This is a genomic window from Pseudomonas sp. B40(2017), from assembly GCF_002112855.1.
In the GTDB taxonomy this organism is placed as follows: Bacteria; Pseudomonadota; Gammaproteobacteria; order Pseudomonadales; family Pseudomonadaceae; genus Aquipseudomonas; species Aquipseudomonas pharyngis.
In genome coordinates, this window is sequence record NZ_NEIT01000002.1 from 125,123 (window position 1) to 144,388 (window position 19,266).

Sequence of the window (19,266 nt, forward strand, 5' to 3'; positions counted from 1 at the left end):
AGTCATGTACTCCAGAACGCTCAGCGATAAACCGGGAAGTCAGCGCACAGGGCCGAAACCTGCTGGGCGACGTTGGCCTCGACATCGGCATCGCCGAGGTTGTCGAGGATGTCGCAGATCCAGCCGGCCAGCGTCACGCACTGGGTCACCTTGAAGCCGCGAGTGGTCACCGCCGGGGTGCCGATGCGCAGGCCGGAGGTCACGAACGGCGACTGCGGGTCGTTCGGTACGGCGTTCTTGTTGACGGTGATGTGCGCGCGACCAAGTGCGGCGTCGGCGTCCTTACCGGTGAGGCCCTGACGGATCAGGCTGACCAGGAACAGGTGGTTGTCGGTGCCGCCGGACACTACATCGTAGCCACGTTTGATAAAGACGCTCGCCATCGCCTGGGCGTTGTCGATCACTTGTTGCTGATAGGCCTTGAAGCCCGGCTCCAGCGCTTCCTTGAAGCACACGGCCTTGCCGGCGATGACATGCATCAGCGGGCCGCCCTGGGCGCCGGGGAATACCGCCGCGTTGAGCTTCTTCTCGATTTCTTCGTTGGCCTTGGCCAGGATCAGCCCGCCACGCGGACCGCGCAGGGTCTTGTGGGTGGTGGTGGTGACCACGTCGGCATACGGCAGCGGGTTCGGGTACAGACCGGCAGCCACCAGACCGGCAACGTGGGCCATGTCGACGAACAGCAGCGCACCGACCTTGTCGGCGATCTGACGGAAGCGCGGGAAGTCGAGGGTTTTCGAGTAGGCCGAGAAACCGGCGACGATCATTTTCGGTTTGCACTCGACGGCCAGACGCTCGACTTCATCGTAATCGATCAGACCGGTCTTCGTGTCGATGCCGTACTGCACGGCGTTGTACAGCTTGCCCGAGGACGAAACCTTGGCGCCGTGGGTCAGGTGACCGCCGTGGGCCAGGCTCATGCCGAGAATGGTGTCGCCCGCTTGCAGCAGGGCCAGGTACACGGCACTGTTGGCCGACGAACCGGAGTGCGGCTGGACGTTGGCGTAATCGGCGCCGAACAGTTGCTTGGCGCGTTCGATGGCCAGCGCTTCGACCTTGTCGACGTGCTCGCAGCCACCGTAGTAGCGCTTGCCCGGATAGCCTTCGGCGTATTTGTTGGTCAGGCCGCTGCCTTGCGCTTGCATCACGCGTTTGCTGGTGTAGTTCTCCGACGCGATCAGCTCGATGTGATCTTCCTGACGTTGCTCCTCGGCATTCATCGCCGCCAGCAGTGCATCGTCGTAACCCTGGATCTGGTCTTGCTTGCTGAACATCGCGTCTCTCCCAGCGGCATCTGTGCGCCATTCGTCTCGGTAAGGCACGGCGTTCAGCCAGTGCCCTTTGATGCGATGGTATGGCCGGCGCAGGGAGGTCAAATGCCTACGGACGCCACGCAAAGGTGCGTTTACGACATGGCGGCGGCGACGGACTCAAACAAGCAGCTGGCGCAAGGCCAGAAGAACCATGAAATGCGCGGGATAGAGCGCATACGCCCAGCGCCGCATGGGTGGCGCGTGGAGGCAAGTGGCGTGTCGCAACAGGAACATTCCGAGCAATGGCGCCATCAGGCAGGTCGCAATACCGAGGATGGCGACGATGTTGCCGAACTGCGCAGATTCGTAGAGCACCCGCCATTGATTAGCGGCCAGACACAGCAGGCCCGGCAACAGGCTGAAAAACCAGGGTTTGCGAAACACCAGCAACATCGCCAGCGGCAGCAGGACACCGAACAAACCGAACATCAGTCGCTCCGGGAACAGCGCGGCCACCAGCAAAGCACTGACGCCCAGCAGTCGCGAAATCAGCGCTCGATCCTGCCAGCCCCGCGCCACCAGCAGGCCCAGCGCCAGCGTCGGCATCACGTTCAACGTGTCGGGCTCTGGAATGTACAAACGGTAGGGAATCTCGCTGAGCAGACTGAACAGCAACAACCAGCCCAGATAACGCCATTCGGTCTTGCGCGCGCCGTCCCGTGCCAGATTCGCCGCCATCGCCAGGCAGAACCACGGGAACGCCAGCCGTCCCGGCACATACAGCCAATCGGCGCTGATCCCGACATATCGCAGGTGATCGACCAGCATGCTCAGCAGCGCCAGCCACTTGAGCAGATCGAGTGCTCCGTCACGCTGGCTCAGGTGCATAATCGGCTCGCATCCTTGTAAAGTTCTGACAGCGACATCCCGTGTGCTCCCCGGATGATCTTCGGTACAGTGCGCACCATCATTGACCCCACGAAGCGCCACAAGCGCCTCGATCACGGAAGCCGGCCATGACCGACAAGAGCCAACAATTCGCCAGCGACAACTACTCCGGTATCTGCCCCGAAGCCTGGGCTGCCATGGAACAGGCCAACCACGGCCACCAGCGCGCCTATGGCGACGATGAGTGGACAGCCCGCGCCTCCGATTATTTCCGCAAGCTGTTCGAGACCGACTGCGAAGTGTTCTTCGCCTTCAACGGCACCGCCGCCAACTCCCTCGCGCTGTCGTCGCTGTGCCAGAGTTACCACAGCGTGATCTGCTCGGAAACCGCCCACGTCGAAACCGACGAATGCGGTGCGCCGGAATTCTTCTCCAACGGCTCGAAACTGCTGATCGCCGGCACCGAAAACGGCAAGATCACCCCGGCCTCGATCCGCGAAGTCGCCCTCAAGCGCCAGGACATCCACTACCCGAAACCGCGCGTCGTGACCCTGACCCAGGCCACCGAAGTCGGCAGCGTCTACACCCCGGAAGAAGTCCGCGCCATCAGCGACACCTGCAAGGAGCTGGGCCTGAACCTGCACATGGACGGCGCGCGTTTCTCCAACGCCTGCGCCTTCCTCGGCTGCTCGCCGGCAGACCTGACCTGGAAGGCCGGCGTCGACGTGCTGTGCTTCGGCGGCACGAAAAACGGCATGGCGGTGGGTGAGGCGATCCTGTTCTTCAACCACAAACTGGCCGAAGACTTCGACTACCGCTGCAAACAGGCCGGGCAACTGGCCTCGAAAATGCGCTTCCTGTCGGCGCCGTGGGTCGGCATCCTGGAAAACGACGCCTGGCTCAAATACGCCCGCCACGCCAACCACTGCGCGCAGCTGCTGGCCGAACTGGTCAGCGACATCCCGGGCGTGGAACTGATGTTCCCTGTCCAGGCCAACGGCGTGTTCCTGCAGCTCTCGGAACCGGCGATTGCCGCCCTGACCGCCAGGAACTGGCGCTTCTACACCTTCATCGGCAAGGGCGGCGCCCGCTTCATGTGCTCGTGGGACACCGAAGAAGAACGCGTTCGTGAACTGGCGCGCGACATCCGCGAAGTCATGTCTCACTAAAGTCCCGGCTTATACAGCCCCCCTGTGGGAGCGAGCCTGCTCGCGATGAGGCCAGCACATCCAACATGGATGCAAGCTGATATTCCGCCATCGCGAGCAGGCTCGCTCCCACCAAAGCCCACCTGATCGCCCCTCACCTTCTGCGCCTGAAGACTTGGTCTACATTGTCTGTCGAGCCATCGCTCACATAACAATAAGCAGGAGCTTGCGTATGTCGCTAAAAGGCAAAACCTTGTTCATCACCGGTGCCAGTCGTGGCATCGGGCGCGAGATTGCGCTGCGGGCTGCAAAGGACGGGGCCAATATCGTGATCGCCGCCAAGAGCGCCGAGCCGCACGCCAAGTTGCCCGGCACCATCCACAGCGTCGCCGCGGAAGTCGAAGCGGCCGGCGGCAAGGCTTTGGCGCTGCAACTGGATGTGCGTGATGAAGACGCGGTGCGTCAGGCGCTGGCCCAGGCCAACGAACACTTCGGCGGAATCGACGCACTGGTGAACAACGCCGGGGCGATCAAGTTGACCGGTGTGCAGCACATCGAGCTCAAGCGTTTCGACCTGATGCATCAGATCAACACCCGCGCGGTGTTGCTGTGCAGCCAGGCCGCCCTGCCCTACCTGAAGAAATCCTCCGGGCACATCCTTAACCTGTCACCGCCGCTGAATCTGGCCAGCAAATGGTTCGCGCAATACAGCCCCTACACCGTGACCAAGTACGGCATGAGCATGCTGACGGTCGGGATGAGCGAGGAATTCGCCAACTACGGGATCAGCGTCAATTCGCTGTGGCCGCAAACCATGATCGCCACGGCGGCCATCGAATTTCAGCTGGGCAATCGCGAGTCGTTCAAGCATGCGCGCACGCCAGCGATCATGGCGGATGCGGCGCATGTGATTTTGAGCAGCAGCGGGCGGCGGATTACCGGGCGGTTGTTGATCGATGAGCAGGTCTTGCGGGAAAGCGGCGTGACCGAGTTCGATCATTACCGCTTTGAACCGGGGAGTGATGCGAGGTTGATGACGGATTTGTTTGTGGATTGATCAGTGTGTCTGTGAGCCCCCCCTCACCCTAGCCCTCTCCCGGAGGGAGAGGGGACTGATTGGGGGATGCTCAAGAAACACGCCGACCTGAATCTGCTTTGCCGAATCCATAATCGCCACGTTTCATCAGGTCGATGTATAGCGCAAGACACCTCGGTCAGCTCCCTCTCCCTCCGGGAGAGGGCTGGGGTGAGGGGCAAGCCTGGCGCAGGGGGCTGCCCCACCTCCGATCAGTAGTCGATCCGAACATCCCCCTTCGGCACACTGCAGCAAGAAAGAATGTACCCCTCCGCCTCGTCGTCCTCGGTGATCCCGCCGTTGTGATCCATCTCCACTTCGCCACCCAGTTTGAGCACCTTGCACGTCCCGCAAATCCCCATGCCGCAGGCTTTCGGGATCATCAGGCCGACCTTCGCAGCCGCCGCATGCACGGTCTCGCCCGGCGCAACACGGATGCTCTTGTCCGAAGAGGTGAATTCCACCAAGTGCAGATCCGCCGCCGGGACTTCCGGTGCTTCCGCTGCTTGTTCGGCCTGTTCCACCGCGTCGGCACGGGCTTCCGGTGGCGTGGCGCCGAAGGATTCCTCGTGATAGCGCTTCATGTCGTAGCCGGCGTTTTCCAGCAGGCGCTTGACCGCCGTCATGTACGGCGTCGGGCCGCAGCAGAAGACTTCGCGCTCGAGGAAGTCCGGCACCATCAGTTCCAGCATCTTGTGGTTGAGGTAGCCGCGATAGCCGGCCCACGGCTCGCCCAGCCCGTGCTTCTCGCAGATCAGGTGCAGGCTGAAGTTGTCGATCCGCGACGCCATGTGTTCCAGCTCGCGGTGGTAAATGATGTCTTTCGGCGAGCGGGCGCTATGGATGAACGTCATGTCGACGTTGCCGTTGGTGTCGTAGAACCAGCGCGCCATGGACATCACCGGGGTGATACCGACGCCACCGCTCAGGTACAGCACTTTCGGGCTCGGGAAGTCGATGGCGTTGAACAGCCCGACCGGCCCGTGTACCGCCAGCTCCTGGCCTTCATGCAGGGTGTCGTGCAGCCAGTTGGACACCTTGCCCCCCGGCACGCGCTTGATGGTTACCGAAAAGCTGTACGGCACCGACGGCGAGCTGGAGATGGTGTACGAACGCATGATCGGCTGGCCTTCGATTTCCAGCTCCAGGGTCACGAACTGCCCGGGCTTGAAGAAGAACAGGATCGGCTGGTCGGCCATGAAGCAGAAGGTGCGCACATCCCAGGTTTCCTGGATGACTTTGACGCAACGGACGATGTGTCGGCCATTGGCCCAGGTCTGGGTGGTGACCGGATTCAGGAAGCTGTTCGACATGCTGTTCTCCACGGCCGACTGTCGGCCTTCATGTGGCGATTCTGCGTATAGCGCGAACGCCCCGTTTACCTATCCGCGACATTCACATACTTATCGCGACCAGCCCCCAACCACCGGGGGTTGCGCGTCGGGAACAGATTGCACCATGTCGCCCATGGATAAGGTTCTCGCCTGCGCCGGCCCCACACTCGCCCTCAACACAAACAGATTCTTTACACCTTGCGCTGCAACCCTGATCAGCCACTTTCGCGGCCACGCAGATGGCCTTGAGGAATTCATCGATGGACACCGCAAAAATCAGCCTGGGCGACCCGCTGGAACCCGCACGCAAGGCCACCGCACAAATGCTGCAGGAACGCGAGCGCACCTATTCGCTGCCGCAGCCGTTCTACAGTGACGAGCGGCTGTTCGATATCGACATGCAGGAGATCTTCCAGAAGGAGTGGCTGATCGCCGGCATGACCTGCGAAATCCCGGCCAAGGGCAACTACATCACCCTGCAGATTGGCAAGAACCCGATCATCGTCATTCGTGGCGCCGAAGGCGTGGTGCATGCGTTCCACAACGTCTGCCGCCACCGTGGCTCGCGCCTGTGCACCAGCGACAAGGGCAAGGTCGCCAAACTGGTCTGCCATTACCACCAGTGGACGTATGAGCTGGACGGCCGCCTGCTGTTCGCCGGCACCGAGATGGGCGCCGACTTCGACATGAAGCAGTACGGCCTCAAACCGGTGAACGTGAAGACTGCCGGCGGCTACATCTTCATCAGCCTGGCGGAGAACCCGCCGGCCATCGATGACTTCCTGTCGACGCTGAACCACTACATGGAACCGTACGACATGGAAAACACCAAGGTGGCGGTGCAAACCACCTTGATGGAAAAGGCCAACTGGAAACTGGTGCTGGAAAACAACCGCGAGTGCTACCACTGCAACGGCTCCCACCCTGAACTGCTGAAAACCCTGCTGGAATGGGACGACGTCACCGACCCGCGCGCCGATCAGGCGTTCAAGGATCACGTCGCCGCCTCCGCCGCTGCCTGGGAAGCCGAGAAAATCCCTTACGCCCACGCCAGTTTCGGCCTGCGCAACCGCATCGTGCGCATGCCGCTGCTCAAGGGCACCGTATCGATGACCATGGACGGCAAACAGGGCTGCGCCAAGCTGATGGGCCGGATCAAGAACCCCGATCTGGGCTCGATGCGCATCCTGCACCTGCCGCACTCGTGGAACCACTGCATGGGCGACCACATTATCGTGTTCACCGTGTGGCCGATCAGCGCCCAGGAAACCATGGTCACCACCAAGTGGCTGGTGCACAAGGATGCCGTCGAAGGCGTGGACTACGACGTCGAACGCATGCGCCAGGTGTGGGATGCGACCAACGATCAGGACCGTCGTCTGGCCGAAGAGAACCAGCGCGGGATCAACTCCACGGCGTACCAGCCGGGCCCGTACTCCAAGACCTATGAGTTCGGCGTGGTCAACTTCGTGGATTGGTACAGCGAGCGGATGCTGAGCAACCTCGGCGCCGAGCCTGCGCCGTACCTCAAAGGCGTGCCGGTCCAAGGCTAAAAGCAAAAGCATCGCCAGCAGGCTGGCTCCCACAGGGGATTTCTGTGCACCGGAGATCCAGTGTGGGAGCTAGCCTGCTAGCGATGGCGTCATCACTCTCATCACATCACTGGGATGACCACCTGACCGAGCCATCCTCACCAATAAACTCCTCGAAAATCTCCTCCCCCACCAACCTGATCTTCGCGTAGCCGTTCAACACCCGCAGCGGATAGTCCGGATCGTTGGCATCCTGCGTCTCCGAAAAAAGCACCCGCGAATGCCCGTTCAGCTCGCTGGTGGTGCCGTAGGGAATCGCTCCATGCCCGGCACAGCGCGCGTGCAGCCCACCCTGCGGCGCATAGACGATGCCATTGTGCAGATGCCCCCAGTACCAGTAATCCGGCTCGCGCCCCAGTGCATCGCACACCGGTTGATACAGCGCGGTCTTGTTGTGTCCGGTGATGTCCAAGCCCTGATGGTGGCTGAGCACCATGAGTTTCTTGCGTTTCGGCAGGCCCTTCATCCACTCGATCTGCGGCTTGTTCAACGTGCCGTCCATGTACAGGTTCATGACGTCCGAGGCGTACGCCGTGTCCAGCCCGACAATCAGCCAGTCGTCATTGATCAGGGCAAAGTAGCTGGTGCCCTGCTGCCCTGGAAAACGCGCGGCCAGTTCCTTGAAATAACCATGGGCGCCGCTGTACATCTCGTGATTGGAGTTGAGGGTGAACGAACCGTGGGTGCCCATCGGCCAGCCGGCCATGTCGGTGTCTTCCTGGGAGTGGGTGCCGGCGTAATAGACATCCCCCAGGTGAATGGTGAAATCGGCATTGGCCAGTTGCATCTGGTTGGCCACCGACACCGCCGGCGCATGGCTGTTGAACGGCCCGGTGCCCCAGTCGCCGGCAATCGCCAGCGTCACCTCGCGCTCCATGGTCACCAGCGCCGGATCGGTGCCGAAGGTCGCGTGATGGCGCAGGTTCTCGATCCACTTCAGCAGCGCCTCGCTCCACAGCAGATCCAGCAGCTCCCATTTGCGGCAGCCCAGCAGCGTGCCGTCCTTGAGCACCTTGGTCTGCAGTTGATCGGGCGATTGCGGCAGCGGCGTTGCGTTGCCGATACGCAGGATCGACAAACCGTGGGCCAACTCCCACGGCACGGCCGGCTCGTCGGTCGGCAACTCGCCGTGCTTGAGCACGTATTGCGCCTGATCGTGACCGCGCTGGAGCAATTTGATGATGGCTTGAAACTCCTGCGGCTCCAGCTCGCTGATGAGCTTCATCCAGGCCATTTCGATGCGCGTGAACAAGCCGTGCAGGCGCAGCTTGACCTTGTCGTATTCGTGTTTCAGATGACCGACCGCTGACATGGCGTAATCCTCTATCCGTAGGGGTTCACAGGGTTTTCATGAATTCGATCAGCGCACGCTTGTCGTCGTCCGACAGCGTCGTGCCGTACAGGTGACCGCTGTTGTGGTTGCCCTCCAGGCGCGTGTCGTAGGTGAAATCCGCCGAGGCTTTGGCCTGGGCGCCACTGGTCACGAAGCCAACGTTGACCGGGTCGTAGACATCGGAGCCGGTGATGAACACCTGTGGACGTTTTTCCGGCGGTTGCAGCAAGTCCCACAGGGTCGGCACCGAACCGTTGTGCAGATACGGCGCGCGCAGCCAGATGCCGTCGGTGGGCGTGTTGCTGTAGCTCTGGGTCTTGCGGTAGGCGCCGAAATCGAACGGCGGTTTCTTGAAGGTGTGGAACGCGGCCACCAGCCCGGTGGTGAACGAGTTCAGCCGGTGCGGATCGGTGCCGAGCTGGTCGATATTGGTGGTCACCTGCCCGGTGTCGACGCGACCGAAATCGTGACAACCCGCGCAGTTAGCCTCCCACACCGGTTTGCCCTGAGCGACCTTGGCCTGATCCAGTGCCCACGGCCACGCCGGCGCCTTGTGCCCGAGCAGCCAGTTGGTCACCCGATTGAAGCTCGGCGGCAGCACTGACTCCGGCGTCGCGCCCACGGCCATCGCGGCGGCGTAGTTGCGCTCGTGGATCTTGTTGTTATTGCCGTCCCAGTGCAGGTACATCGATTCCCGGGGTTTCTGGTTCCACACTTGCGGCAGGTCGACGGTGCCGATGGTCGAGTCATCCGGGAAACCGAACACCACCATTTTCGTCGGGTTGAAGGTGTCGGTTCGCCCCGGTCCCTGTTGCGGGCGCAGCTTCTGCCAGGCGTAGGCCTGCTTCTGTTTGAGCAGCGCGGTCTTCGCCATCGGGATGATCAGGTAACGGTTGTAGAGCTTCTCGAAAAAGCCGAGCTGGAACTTGCTGTTGATCGCCGCCATCACCGCGTCGGTGGTGAATTTCGGATCGCTGGCGCAATCGTAGGCGAACCACTGGAAGGCCTGCAGTTGCAGAGTGTTGGCCGGCGCGCTCGGCACATTCACCGCGACGTCGCTGGCATTCGCCCGGTAGGAACCGGTGTGGCACAGCGCGCAGTTCGGCTCGACGGTCGGGTAGCCGATCTGCCGCTTGGCCATGCCGATCGGCAGGTCCTTGCCGTTCTCGAACAGGAAACCGAAGACTTCCCAGCCACCGGGTTTCGGCAGCTTTTCCGGGCACATCTGCGGCAGCACCGAGAACAGGTAATACGGGATTCGCGCTTCGATGCCCAAGCCAATCGCGGCGTATTTGTAGTGGTCTTCGTCAGAGGCGTAATCCTGCTCTGGCACCACGCGCAGCATCTGATACCAGGTCTGGTAACCGATGAACGCCAGCAGCGCCACCACGACCAGCGTGCCGACCTTGAACGCATGACTTTGCCAGTGCCGCGCCCACGCCGCCCGCCATTCGCGCCAGCCGTCACAGAGCAGCGCCAAGGGTCGGTTTTCAGGAGGGGTGCCGAGGTACAGCAGGATGCCGAGGATCAGGAAAAAGCTCAGGTCGCCCATCAGCATCGGCACGAACACCGAGCCCTGGCTGCTGGTGTTGATCAGGTAGATCCAGAACGCCACGGCGATCAACCGCGTCAGCACGCACAGCCAGGAATGCACCACATAGCGCGGCGCGTTGAAGCCCGACGGCATGTAGAACACGCTGATGCCCACCAGCAGCATCCCGGCGTTTTCCAGCCACGGGTCGGAGAGTTGCGGCGGCAGGCCGACCACCGATGTCAGCAACCCCGGCGCGAACAGCGCCGGGATCGCGAACACCATGTTCATCGCAATGCCGAGCCAGATGAAGCGTTGAAACCAGCGGATGTAGCTGTCCATGTCATCCTTTTCCTTGTGCAGACCGGAGAGATATAGCGCCCGATACGCCGCCATCGCTGGCAGGCCAGCTCCCACCAATGCGCATCGCATTCCAATGTGGGAGCGAGCCTGCTCGCGATTGCAGTCGACTCGGTTCAAGTCAACCGAGGGCTGTTTTCTCCAGGTGTTCAAGGATGATCGGATACACATCGACCACCGCGTTCTTGCCGAACATGCAGTCGATGTGGCCGTAACCCGGCACCACATGCCGGCTGTAGCGCTCCGGCCCGTGCTTCTCGCAAACCCGCTGATAGGTCTTGAGCGTGCTTTCCGGCAGATAACACTGGTTATCGGCGCCGCTGATGAAGCAGATCGGCATGGTCAGCCGATCAAAGTGCGGCATGTACACGTCGTGCCCTTTGAAATCCACCAGATGCCCTTTGCGCACGATCAGCGCCAGGTGCTCGAAGGTCTCGATGTTCGACTCGCCGAACAGCTCGTGCAGGTTGTCGTGCAGCGTTTCATTGAGGGTGTCGTGGCGATACAGCGAGGCGTACATGAAGGTGATGCGGTGGCACACCGGATTGGTGCAATAGCCCTGGGCTTCGATTCGCGCGTAGCCGTTGAGCGCCTTGTCGTAGAGCCGGTTGAACCAGTTCTCCTTGCTGTCGGCGTAGGCGGTCATGGATTTGATGCCGATCGCGTCGAGCATTCCCGGCAAGTGCAGACCGGCCTTCAACCCCGTTGCGGTCGCGACCACCGTGTCGGCGGCAATCTGCGAGCAGACCACCGAACGCACGCCCTGCAAGCCGGCGAGCAATGACATGAAGAACGTGGTCGCGCCATAGCAATGCACCACGCACTGCACGTCCTTGGCTTTGGTTTCCTGCTGGATCTGCGCGATGGCGGCCTTGAAGTCGTACTGGGCGATCTGGTCGCCGTTCCATTCTTTCTTGCTTGCCGGCAGCAGGATGCTCACCCGGAAATCCAGCAGCCACACGTCGTAGTCGTGCTTGCACAGAAACTCGAGCAGGTTGGTCTGGATCGTATCGGTCGAGAAGATATTCGAGCCCACCCCCAGACCATGTACCAGCATCACCGGGCCTTTGCTGCCGGCCTGATAGCGGGTCAGGCGCAACTGCACGCCGTCTTCGGTGGAGAAGAAATGCACGGCCGGCGTCGGCGCATCCAGTGGTCGTTTCAGCCGTGGCGGCGCGTCGGGGTTGAAGTATTTGTCACCGGCGAACACCCCACCGTAACTCTCCCAGAGAATCCCGGCGAAGAACTTGCCGAACCGCGCCAGCCCTTCGATGCGCTCACGCTCGTTGCGCGCATTGAGGACTTTCATGGTGGTCATCTGCTTGGCGAAGTCGGTCGGATTGATGTGCATCACCCCGGAGCCGATCACCTCGCCGGTCTTGTCCGGCCCGCGATACAGCGTGACGTAGAGGGTGCTGGTGTCGTGCCAGATATTCAGCACGCCGTTGTCTTCCGGCACGGTCTTGAAGGCGCTGAAGAAGTAGTCGTTGCCGTCCTCGGCGGTCAGTTTCATGTCGTACTTCATGTGGCGCGTATCGACCTGCTGCTCGAACTGCTCGAACAGGTTGAACACGCCGTTGCTGGCGGTCAGCGGTTGCGGCGACAGCGCCGGGGCGATCACCGTGCCGACGATGGTCGCGGCGTGTTCCGGCTCCTTGATCATCCGGTTGAGGTCGTTGGCGGTGATGGTCAGGGTGAAGTCGATCGGCGAGTTGTCCGCCTCGCCGCGTTTGGCGGCCGCCTCGTAAACCTTCAGGTCGGTGCTTTGCGCGGCGGTGAAGGCGCGGGAGAAGTAGCCTTTCATGGTTTCAGTGAACTGCACGCCAAGGGTCGGCGGCGCGGTCTGTTTGCGCGGCGCCGACGGCAGCGTGTAGTCGATCGTCCAGCCTCGGTCTGCCGCCAGCAGGCCCATGTTGCGCTCGCTCACGGCGGAGATGGTCAGCAGCGGATTGACCGCCAGTGACGTCGGGATCACCGCGCCGTCGGTCACGTACAGGTTGGCGTAGACATCGGTGCCACTGGCACCGCTGAACACCTGGCCCTTGTGGTTGACCACGCCTTGCGCAGCGTCTTCACCCATCACGCAACCACCGAGCGGATGCACCGAGACGATGCTGTGCTTGAGCAGCTTGGTCCAGATCGGATTCTCGACCCAGATCCCGCCCAGGGCCTTGGTGCTCTGGTACAGGCGTTGGTTGCCGATCTTGAAGTTTTCCTGCTCGCCGACGCCCGGCCAGTCGATGCGCAGTTGATCCTTGCTGTCGAGAACCATGCGTCCCTGGCCGCTGTCGTGGCTCATGATCAGGTAGGTCTGCATGTTATGCAGCGCGCCGTGATACGGGCCGCGCAGGAAGCTTTCGGCTTCGCGCTCCTTGTACTTCACCTTGCCACTGAAGCTGTCGTCGGTGGGCTTGCCGATCATCTCGGCGAACCCGGCCATCGCCGGCACCATCGGCCGGCCAAGGGCGCCGGGGATCGAGCCTTCCTCGATGACCATGCGACTGCTGCGGTCACCCTCGGTGCGCATGTCGATGATCGAGGTGATGCATGGGCCGACCGGTTGCAGTTCCTTGGCCGAATGCGCGCCGAAACCGATGCCGTTGATGGTCTGCTCACAGTTGTGGCCGAAGCCGAGGATGTCGCCGTTGCCGCTCATGTTCTCGCCGAGCTGGCCGGACATCGCCAGGCCTTTGTCCCGCGAACGCAGCAGAATTTCAGTGGAGCCGAGGGTGCCGGCGGACACCACTACGATGTCAGCCTTCACGAACAAGGTCGGGGCGTCGAACTTCTCGCGGCCGCTGTCGAGATACTGGAAGTGCACGATCCAGCCATTGCCGTCCCGCTCCAGATGCCGCACCTGGGCCTGACAGAAAATCTCCGCGCCGTGATTGGTGGCGTCCGGCAGGTAGTTCATCAGCGTGGTGTTCTTGGCCTTGTTGTTACAGCCCGAAACGCAGTCGCCACAGTGGTTGCACGGCAGTTGCTCGACGCCGACGTGGTTGAGGTTGTTCGGCAGTTTGTCGAAGGTCACGTTGATCGGCGGCTTGTAAAAGTGCGCGCCTTGCTTGAGGAAGTCTGCCGATTTTTTGTTGGCATCGAGTTTCGGCAGGTTCGGCGCGGTGCTCGGGTAGGGATTGGGTTTGAGCATCTCCCGGGCTTTTTCGTAACCCGCCTTGAGCAAGCCGTCGTGGTCCTCGCGCACAGCCAATGGCCAACGCGGATCCTGGAATACCTCATCGGTCGGCTCCAGGGAAACGTTGGCATTGATCAATGACGTGCCGCCGAGGCCGCAACCGACCACCACGTTCTGCTGCGCGTTGACGTGCAGGTCGAACAACCCGGTACGCGAGCCGATGTGGCCGTCCGGGTCGTGCACCTGCAATTCTTCGGTCGCGGCGATCATGGTGTTGGGGTATTCGCCGGGCTGGATCTCCCGACCGCGTTCCAGCAGACAGACCCTTTTACCGGCTCGGGACAGGCGCGACGCGGCAATGCCGCCGCCGTACCCGGAGCCGATGACGATCACGTCGTAGTGTTCCTTGATTTCGCTGATGGGCGTTGCGATCCGTGTCATGAGGTGGTTCCTCTCTCAGGCAGATGGGGCAACTCTGCGGTTGCCTGCAATCGATGGGCGAACGGGCACCTGGCCTTCGGGTAATCCCGACGGCAGTACAGCGGTTTGGGCAGGAATCAGGCGCTACAGACGGGCGTGCTGATTGGCGGCACGACGCAACGTGCGCTTGCGCGGCGAAGGTGCCGGCAGAGCACGGAGCATGCAGGGATTGAGGGGTAAGCGGTGGGGCCGGGTATCCATCACGCGTTCTCCCTGAACCAGATGTGGATAAGTGACAGCTGTCCTTGTGCCATTGCAGTGAAGACAGGCGCCGGATCGAAGTCAAGGCAGCCTTTTAGAACTGTATGAAATCTGATCAATTGCCTTTTGGACTAAGCCCGCCGGGGGTTGCAGGGTTTGGCGAACAAGTTATCCACATAGCCACCCACAGCTACTGGGGACAACTGTGGATGATCTGGAAAAATAATCGCGGTTTTGTGAAGAAAAACCGTGACTTATCCAGAAGCAGGGTTTCCCTAAGCGATTGACTGTTTTTTGATCAAGTCGCTACATGGCACGGATTACGTGGCTTACAGAGGATGGCGAACACCTTATCCACAGAAGCGCCAACAGAGTTCGGGGGTAACTTGGCGGATGCTGTGGAAAAGCGCTGGGGGCGTTGATAAATCGGGGTTTGCGTGAGGATCGGTGGTTTAAAAAGCTGAATTGAACGTTTTTTGATCAGATCCTTGTAAGCCACGGTTTATCTGGCTCTTAGCGGATAGCGAACATCTTATCCACAGAAGCGCCAACAGAGATTGGGGGCAAGTCCGGGAGTTGTTCTGGAGAAAAACTCAGAAAAAACCGCTAGTTAGACTGGTTATTTTTTGATCTGAGGGCTGGAGAGCTTGATTGGCGTGGGGTGCAGGGAGGGGCGAACACGTTATCCACAGATCCGCCAACAGAGATTGGGGGTAATTAACAGATTATGGAGGGCCGCTGCCCTCACCCCAGCCCTCTCCCGAAGGGAGAGGGAGCCTACGGTGGTGATCTCGCGGGATACATCGACCTGAGCGTTTACCGCGACCTCAGGTTTAATCAAGCTAACGCCATATCAAGTGGTTAATGCTTGGCGAACCAAGGTCACCGCCGGGTCGCAGGTCGATGTAAATGGCCAATACTTCTCGGTCAGTCCCCTCTCCCCCCGGGAGAGGGCTAGGGTGAGGGGGCTTCTAGCGGACAACACCCTCTTCAATCAGCAACTTCAAAATCGCTTCCGCACCAGCCTGCGCCGTCACGCCCTTAAGCACTTGCCCACCACCGCCACTGGCCTTGGCCGTCGCCGCCTTCATCCGGTCCGCCCCGCTCTTGGCCTTGATCACCTTCAACCGTTTCGGCCGGGGCTTGGCCGGTTGCAGGGTCGCCACCGCGAGCAGTTCGTCATCCACCACTTCCACGTCTTTCGCCTGAAGAACACCACGCCGCGCCGGACCGTAAGCACTCTGCCGAGGCTTGGGCGCAGCGTTATCCACAGTCGCCAGAAACGGCAGGCGCACCTTCAACCGGCGCCGCTGCCCGCGAGGCAACGCTTGCAGCACCAGCGCCGAGCCGTCGTTGATCGACTCGACCTGCGCCAGACCCACCACCAGCGGCCAGCCCAGTCCTTCGGCCAGCAGAAACGGCAGCATCCCCGAACCTTCTCCGGTTTCCGCCTGACTGCCGGTCAATACGACCTGGGCGCCAGCATCACGCAGATAGTCGGTCAACGCCGGCAGCGCATCGGCGCCCGCCGGTTGTTCCAGCACATGCATCTGCGCAAGCCCCATGCCCAGATAGGCGCGCAGCGCCGGTTCCGCGATGTCGCCGGCGTGCAGCACTTGCAGGTTATCCCCCGCCAGTTGCAGGCCGAGTTCTACCGCGCGAGCGTCCTGATCGGCGCGGCGAGGGCGGCCGGAGGTCGGGTGGGCGCCGATTGAAACCAGACTGATGATCTTTGTGCTCATAACCGTTCCTTAAGCCGCATCGCGCTTGGCTTCGTTGCGATAGGCCTCTACCGCCGCGATCAAGGCCTGAAGAATTTCCGCGCTTTCGCCGATCACCGACAGGTCGGCACGCTTGATCATGTCGCAACCCGGATCGAGGTTGATCGCCACCACTTTGTCGCAGGCACCGATGCCCTGCAGGTGCTGGATCGCCCCGGAAATCCCCACGGCCACGTAAACCCGCGCCGTAACCCAGGTGCCGGACGCACCGACCTGGCGGTCGCGGGCCATGAAGCCGTCGTCCACTGCCACCCGCGAGGCGCCTTCGGTGGCGCCGAGAGCGGCGGCGGTCCTGTGGAAAAGCTCCCAGTCCTTGACCCCGTTACCACCTGAGAAGATGAACTCGGCTTCGGCCATCGGAATCGCTGCCGGATCCACCGCCACCGCGCCCAGATCCTCGATCCGCGACAGGCTGCGCGCGACGGGTGTGGATAACTCCACCGGCAGCGCTTCGTGACGGGTTTCGCTGACCGGTTCGGCACATTCGGCGGACGCCAGAATCAACCGCGCCACCGGGCGGGCCAGATCCTGCAGACCGGCACCGGCGCGGCCGATGCACTCCTGATCCTTGACCTGCCACACCCGTGTCGCCGGGCGTTCACCCAGTGCGGCAGCAAAGCGCCGCCCGAGTTCGCCGCCACCGCTGCGGCTGTCCGGCAGCAGCCAGTGACGCGGGTTGAACTGGTTATCCACAGCCCGCAGGCCCTGGATCCGTTGCTCCGGTGCATAACCGCTGAATTCTTCGCCTTCCAGCACCAGCAAGCGGTCAACGCCTGCGGTGGCGAAAGCGTTTTCCTTGTGCTCACCGAACACCACGGCCAGCACCGCGCCGTCGCTGCCGGCCAGCTGATGAGCCAAACCAAGCAGGTCACGGTCGTGACTGCTCAAGCGGCCGCCGACCATGTCCGGCACCACGCTGATATAGAACGCCGGGGCCGGCACCTGATGCAGCGGCAATTGCACTTCGACCGCGGCCGAACGTTTGACCGCCCCGCCCTGCTGGGCGCCGCTGCGGTCGATGCGCTTGATGCCGTTCGGTCCGATGAAGCCGATGCCGTGCAGGTTCTTGCGGATGATCCCGTTGGGGCCCATCCAGCTGTGTTGCGCCGGTTGCATGGCCGCGTGCAGCGGGTGCAGGCGGTTGCGTGCGATCCATTCGGCGCGGGGGTCGCGGCGGATAATGTCGCTCATCAGTGGGCCTCCGCAGGTTCACGTTTGGCCGGGGTGGCGGGCTTGTTCGGCGCGGCGTCTTCGAGCAGCGCGTCGGCCACCAGTTCGGCGATGTCCTTGATCAGCGGGCGCGGTTCGACCACGCCTTCGAGCATCGCCGTGCACTGTGGACAACCCACGGCCACCAGTTCGGCACCGGTCTCGCGAATGTCTTCCATGCGCATGTCGGGGATCCGCTGCTTGCCCGGAATGTCAGTGATCGGCGCCCCGCCACCGCCGCCGCAGCAGCGTGAACGGAAGCCGGAACGTTGCATTTCCTTGATCTCGATGCCGAGGGCGCGCAGCACTTCGCGCGGCGCTTCGTACTCGCCGTTGTAGCGGCCGAGGTAGCACGGATCGTGATAGGTCACGCTGTTGCCTTTGTGCTGACCGAGGTTCAGCGCGCCGGCCTGAATGATTTCCGCCAGATAAGTGCTGTGGTGCTGCACGAGGTAGTTGCCATCGAACGCGCCGTACTCGTTTTTCAACACGTGGAAGCTGTGCGGATCGCAGGTGACGATGCGGTTGAAGCTGTATTTGGCCAGGGTCTGGATATTGCGTTTGGCGAGCAACTGGAAAGTCGCTTCATCACCCAGACGTCGAGCCACGTCGCCGCTGTCGCGTTCCTCCAGACCGAGCACCGCGAAGTCGACCTTGGCCGCTTTCAGCACTTTGACGAACGCACGCAGAGTGCGCTGGTTGCGCATGTCGAAGGCACCGTCGCCGACCCAGAACAGCACGTCGATGGACTTCTTCTCGCTGAGCAGGTTGAGGTTCAGGTCGGCCGCCCAGTTCATCCGTCCGCCCGGGGCAAAACCGCCAGGGTTGTCGGTGGCAATCAGGTTTTCCAGGACTTCGGCGCCCTTGTTCGGGGTCGCGCCTTTTTCCAGGGTCAGGTGGCGGCGCATGTCGACGATGGCATCGACGTGCTCGATCATCATCGGGCATTCCTCGACGCAGGCGCGGCAGGTGGTGCACGACCACAGGGTTTCGGCGTCGACCAGACCGTTGACGATCGGTTGATGCGGATTGCCGCTGTGTTCGCCCACCGGTTTGCCCGGATACGGGCTGCCGGCAAACTTGGCATCGGTGCCGCCAGCAAGGCCGACGACCATGTCCTGAATCAGTTTTTTCGGGTTCAACGGCTGGCCGGCGGCGAACGCCGGGCACGCCGCTTCGCACTTGCCGCACTGCACGCAGGCGTCGAAACCGAGCAATTGGTTCCAGGTGAAATCCTTGGGTTTCTCCACGCCCAGCGGCGCGGTCGGATCATTCAGGTCCAGCGGTTTCAAACCGGTCGAACGACCGCCGCCAAAACGTTCGGCGCGACGGTGCCAGGCCAGGTGCAACGCACCGGCGAAGGCGTGTTTCATCGGGCCGCCCCAGGTCATGCCGAAGAACAGTTCCGACACGCCCCACAACACACCGATGCCGAGAATCGCTGCGAGCACCCAGCCACCGAAGTTCTCCGGCAGGATCCCGGCCACCGGCAAGGTCACCAGGAAGAACGAGGCCGAGAACGCCAGCAGGCTTTTCGGCAGGCGCATCCACGGGCCTTTCGACAGCCGCGCCGGCGGGTTGAGCCGGCGCCGATAAACGAAGACCGCCCCGACGAACATCACCGCCGTCATCAGCAGCAACGCGTAGCCGAGAATGCGGTTATGCAGGCCGAAACCGTGCACCAGAATCGCCAGCACGATCGACGCCACCGCACCGCCCGCCGTGGCGACGTGGGTGTTGGCGATGTATTTGTCCCGCGCCACCACGTGGTGCAGATCGACCATGTAACGCTTGGGCATGGCGAACAGGCCGCCGATCAGATCGACCTTCGAGGCCCGGCCCCGGCGCCACATGGCCACCCGCCGCAACGCCCCCAGCACCGCAAGGGCCAGGGCTGCGAACAACAGGATTGGAAGAAGGGTGTTCAACATGGTGAAGCTCCCAAAGA

At 62.0% G+C, this 19,266-nt stretch carries 12 protein-coding genes; 3 read left to right on the plus strand and 9 right to left on the minus strand.

The annotated features are described in order from the left end of the window. Positions 1–20: 20 nt before the first annotated feature. The gene (gene glyA, locus CAF76_RS04185; RefSeq protein WP_011336274.1) at positions 21–1,274 is read right to left on the minus strand and encodes a serine hydroxymethyltransferase; all 1,254 of its coding nucleotides are present in this window, start codon (positions 1,272–1,274) and stop codon (positions 21–23) included. A 156-nt stretch (positions 1,275–1,430) separates the two neighbouring features. Beyond that, entirely contained in the window at positions 1,431–2,141 is a 711-nt protein-coding gene (locus tag CAF76_RS04190; RefSeq protein WP_085646917.1) for a TraX family protein, read from the minus strand. 128 nt (positions 2,142–2,269) lie between these two features. On the opposite strand from CAF76_RS04190, the gene CAF76_RS04195 reads away from it, so the two are divergent. Then, on the plus strand, positions 2,270–3,310 hold the full coding sequence (locus tag CAF76_RS04195; RefSeq protein WP_064599946.1) for a low specificity L-threonine aldolase: 1,041 nt from the start codon (positions 2,270–2,272) through the stop codon (positions 3,308–3,310). Positions 3,311–3,521: 211 nt separating this feature from the next. Further along, positions 3,522–4,346 (plus strand): NAD(P)-dependent oxidoreductase, encoded by an 825-nt coding sequence (locus tag CAF76_RS04200; RefSeq protein ID WP_085646918.1) that lies wholly within the window; start codon positions 3,522–3,524, stop codon positions 4,344–4,346. 230 nt (positions 4,347–4,576) lie between these two features. On the opposite strand, the gene gbcB is transcribed toward CAF76_RS04200, so the two are convergent. Then, a complete protein-coding gene (gbcB, locus tag CAF76_RS04205) occupies positions 4,577–5,677 on the minus strand; it encodes a glycine-betaine demethylase subunit GbcB (protein WP_064599950.1) in 1,101 nt (366 codons plus the stop codon). Between the two features lie 281 nt (positions 5,678–5,958). Here gbcB and gbcA point away from each other — a divergent pair, with 281 nt between their 5' ends. Further along, positions 5,959–7,251, plus strand: a complete 1,293-nt coding sequence (gene gbcA, locus CAF76_RS04215) for a glycine-betaine demethylase subunit GbcA (RefSeq protein ID WP_039768012.1) — start codon at positions 5,959–5,961, stop codon at positions 7,249–7,251. Between the two features lie 106 nt (positions 7,252–7,357). On the opposite strand, the gene CAF76_RS04220 is transcribed toward gbcA, so the two are convergent. The 6 genes from CAF76_RS04220 to dgcB form a co-directional block, all read right to left on the minus strand. Then, positions 7,358–8,602, minus strand: a complete 1,245-nt coding sequence (locus CAF76_RS04220; protein ID WP_085646919.1) for a metallophosphoesterase — start codon at positions 8,600–8,602, stop codon at positions 7,358–7,360. 25 nt (positions 8,603–8,627) lie between these two features. Continuing rightward, positions 8,628–10,496: a hypothetical protein gene (locus tag CAF76_RS04225; protein ID WP_085646920.1), complete on the minus strand. Its 1,869-nt coding sequence runs from the start codon at positions 10,494–10,496 to the stop codon at positions 8,628–8,630. Between the two features lie 139 nt (positions 10,497–10,635). After that, positions 10,636–14,088, minus strand: a complete 3,453-nt coding sequence (locus CAF76_RS04230) for a GMC family oxidoreductase N-terminal domain-containing protein (RefSeq protein WP_085646921.1) — start codon at positions 14,086–14,088, stop codon at positions 10,636–10,638. 1,211 nt (positions 14,089–15,299) lie between these two features. Then, the gene (locus CAF76_RS04235; protein WP_011336286.1) at positions 15,300–16,070 is read right to left on the minus strand and encodes an electron transfer flavoprotein subunit beta; all 771 of its coding nucleotides are present in this window, start codon (positions 16,068–16,070) and stop codon (positions 15,300–15,302) included. 9 nt (positions 16,071–16,079) lie between these two features. Further along, positions 16,080–17,300: an electron transfer flavoprotein subunit alpha/FixB family protein gene (locus CAF76_RS04240; RefSeq protein WP_007959785.1), complete on the minus strand. Its 1,221-nt coding sequence runs from the start codon at positions 17,298–17,300 to the stop codon at positions 16,080–16,082. After that, positions 17,300–19,249 (minus strand): dimethylglycine demethylation protein DgcB, encoded by a 1,950-nt coding sequence (gene dgcB, locus CAF76_RS04245; RefSeq protein WP_085646922.1) that lies wholly within the window; start codon positions 19,247–19,249, stop codon positions 17,300–17,302. Before dgcB ends, CAF76_RS04240 begins: the two co-directional genes overlap by 1 nt. Between the last annotated feature and the right edge of the window lie 17 nt (positions 19,250–19,266).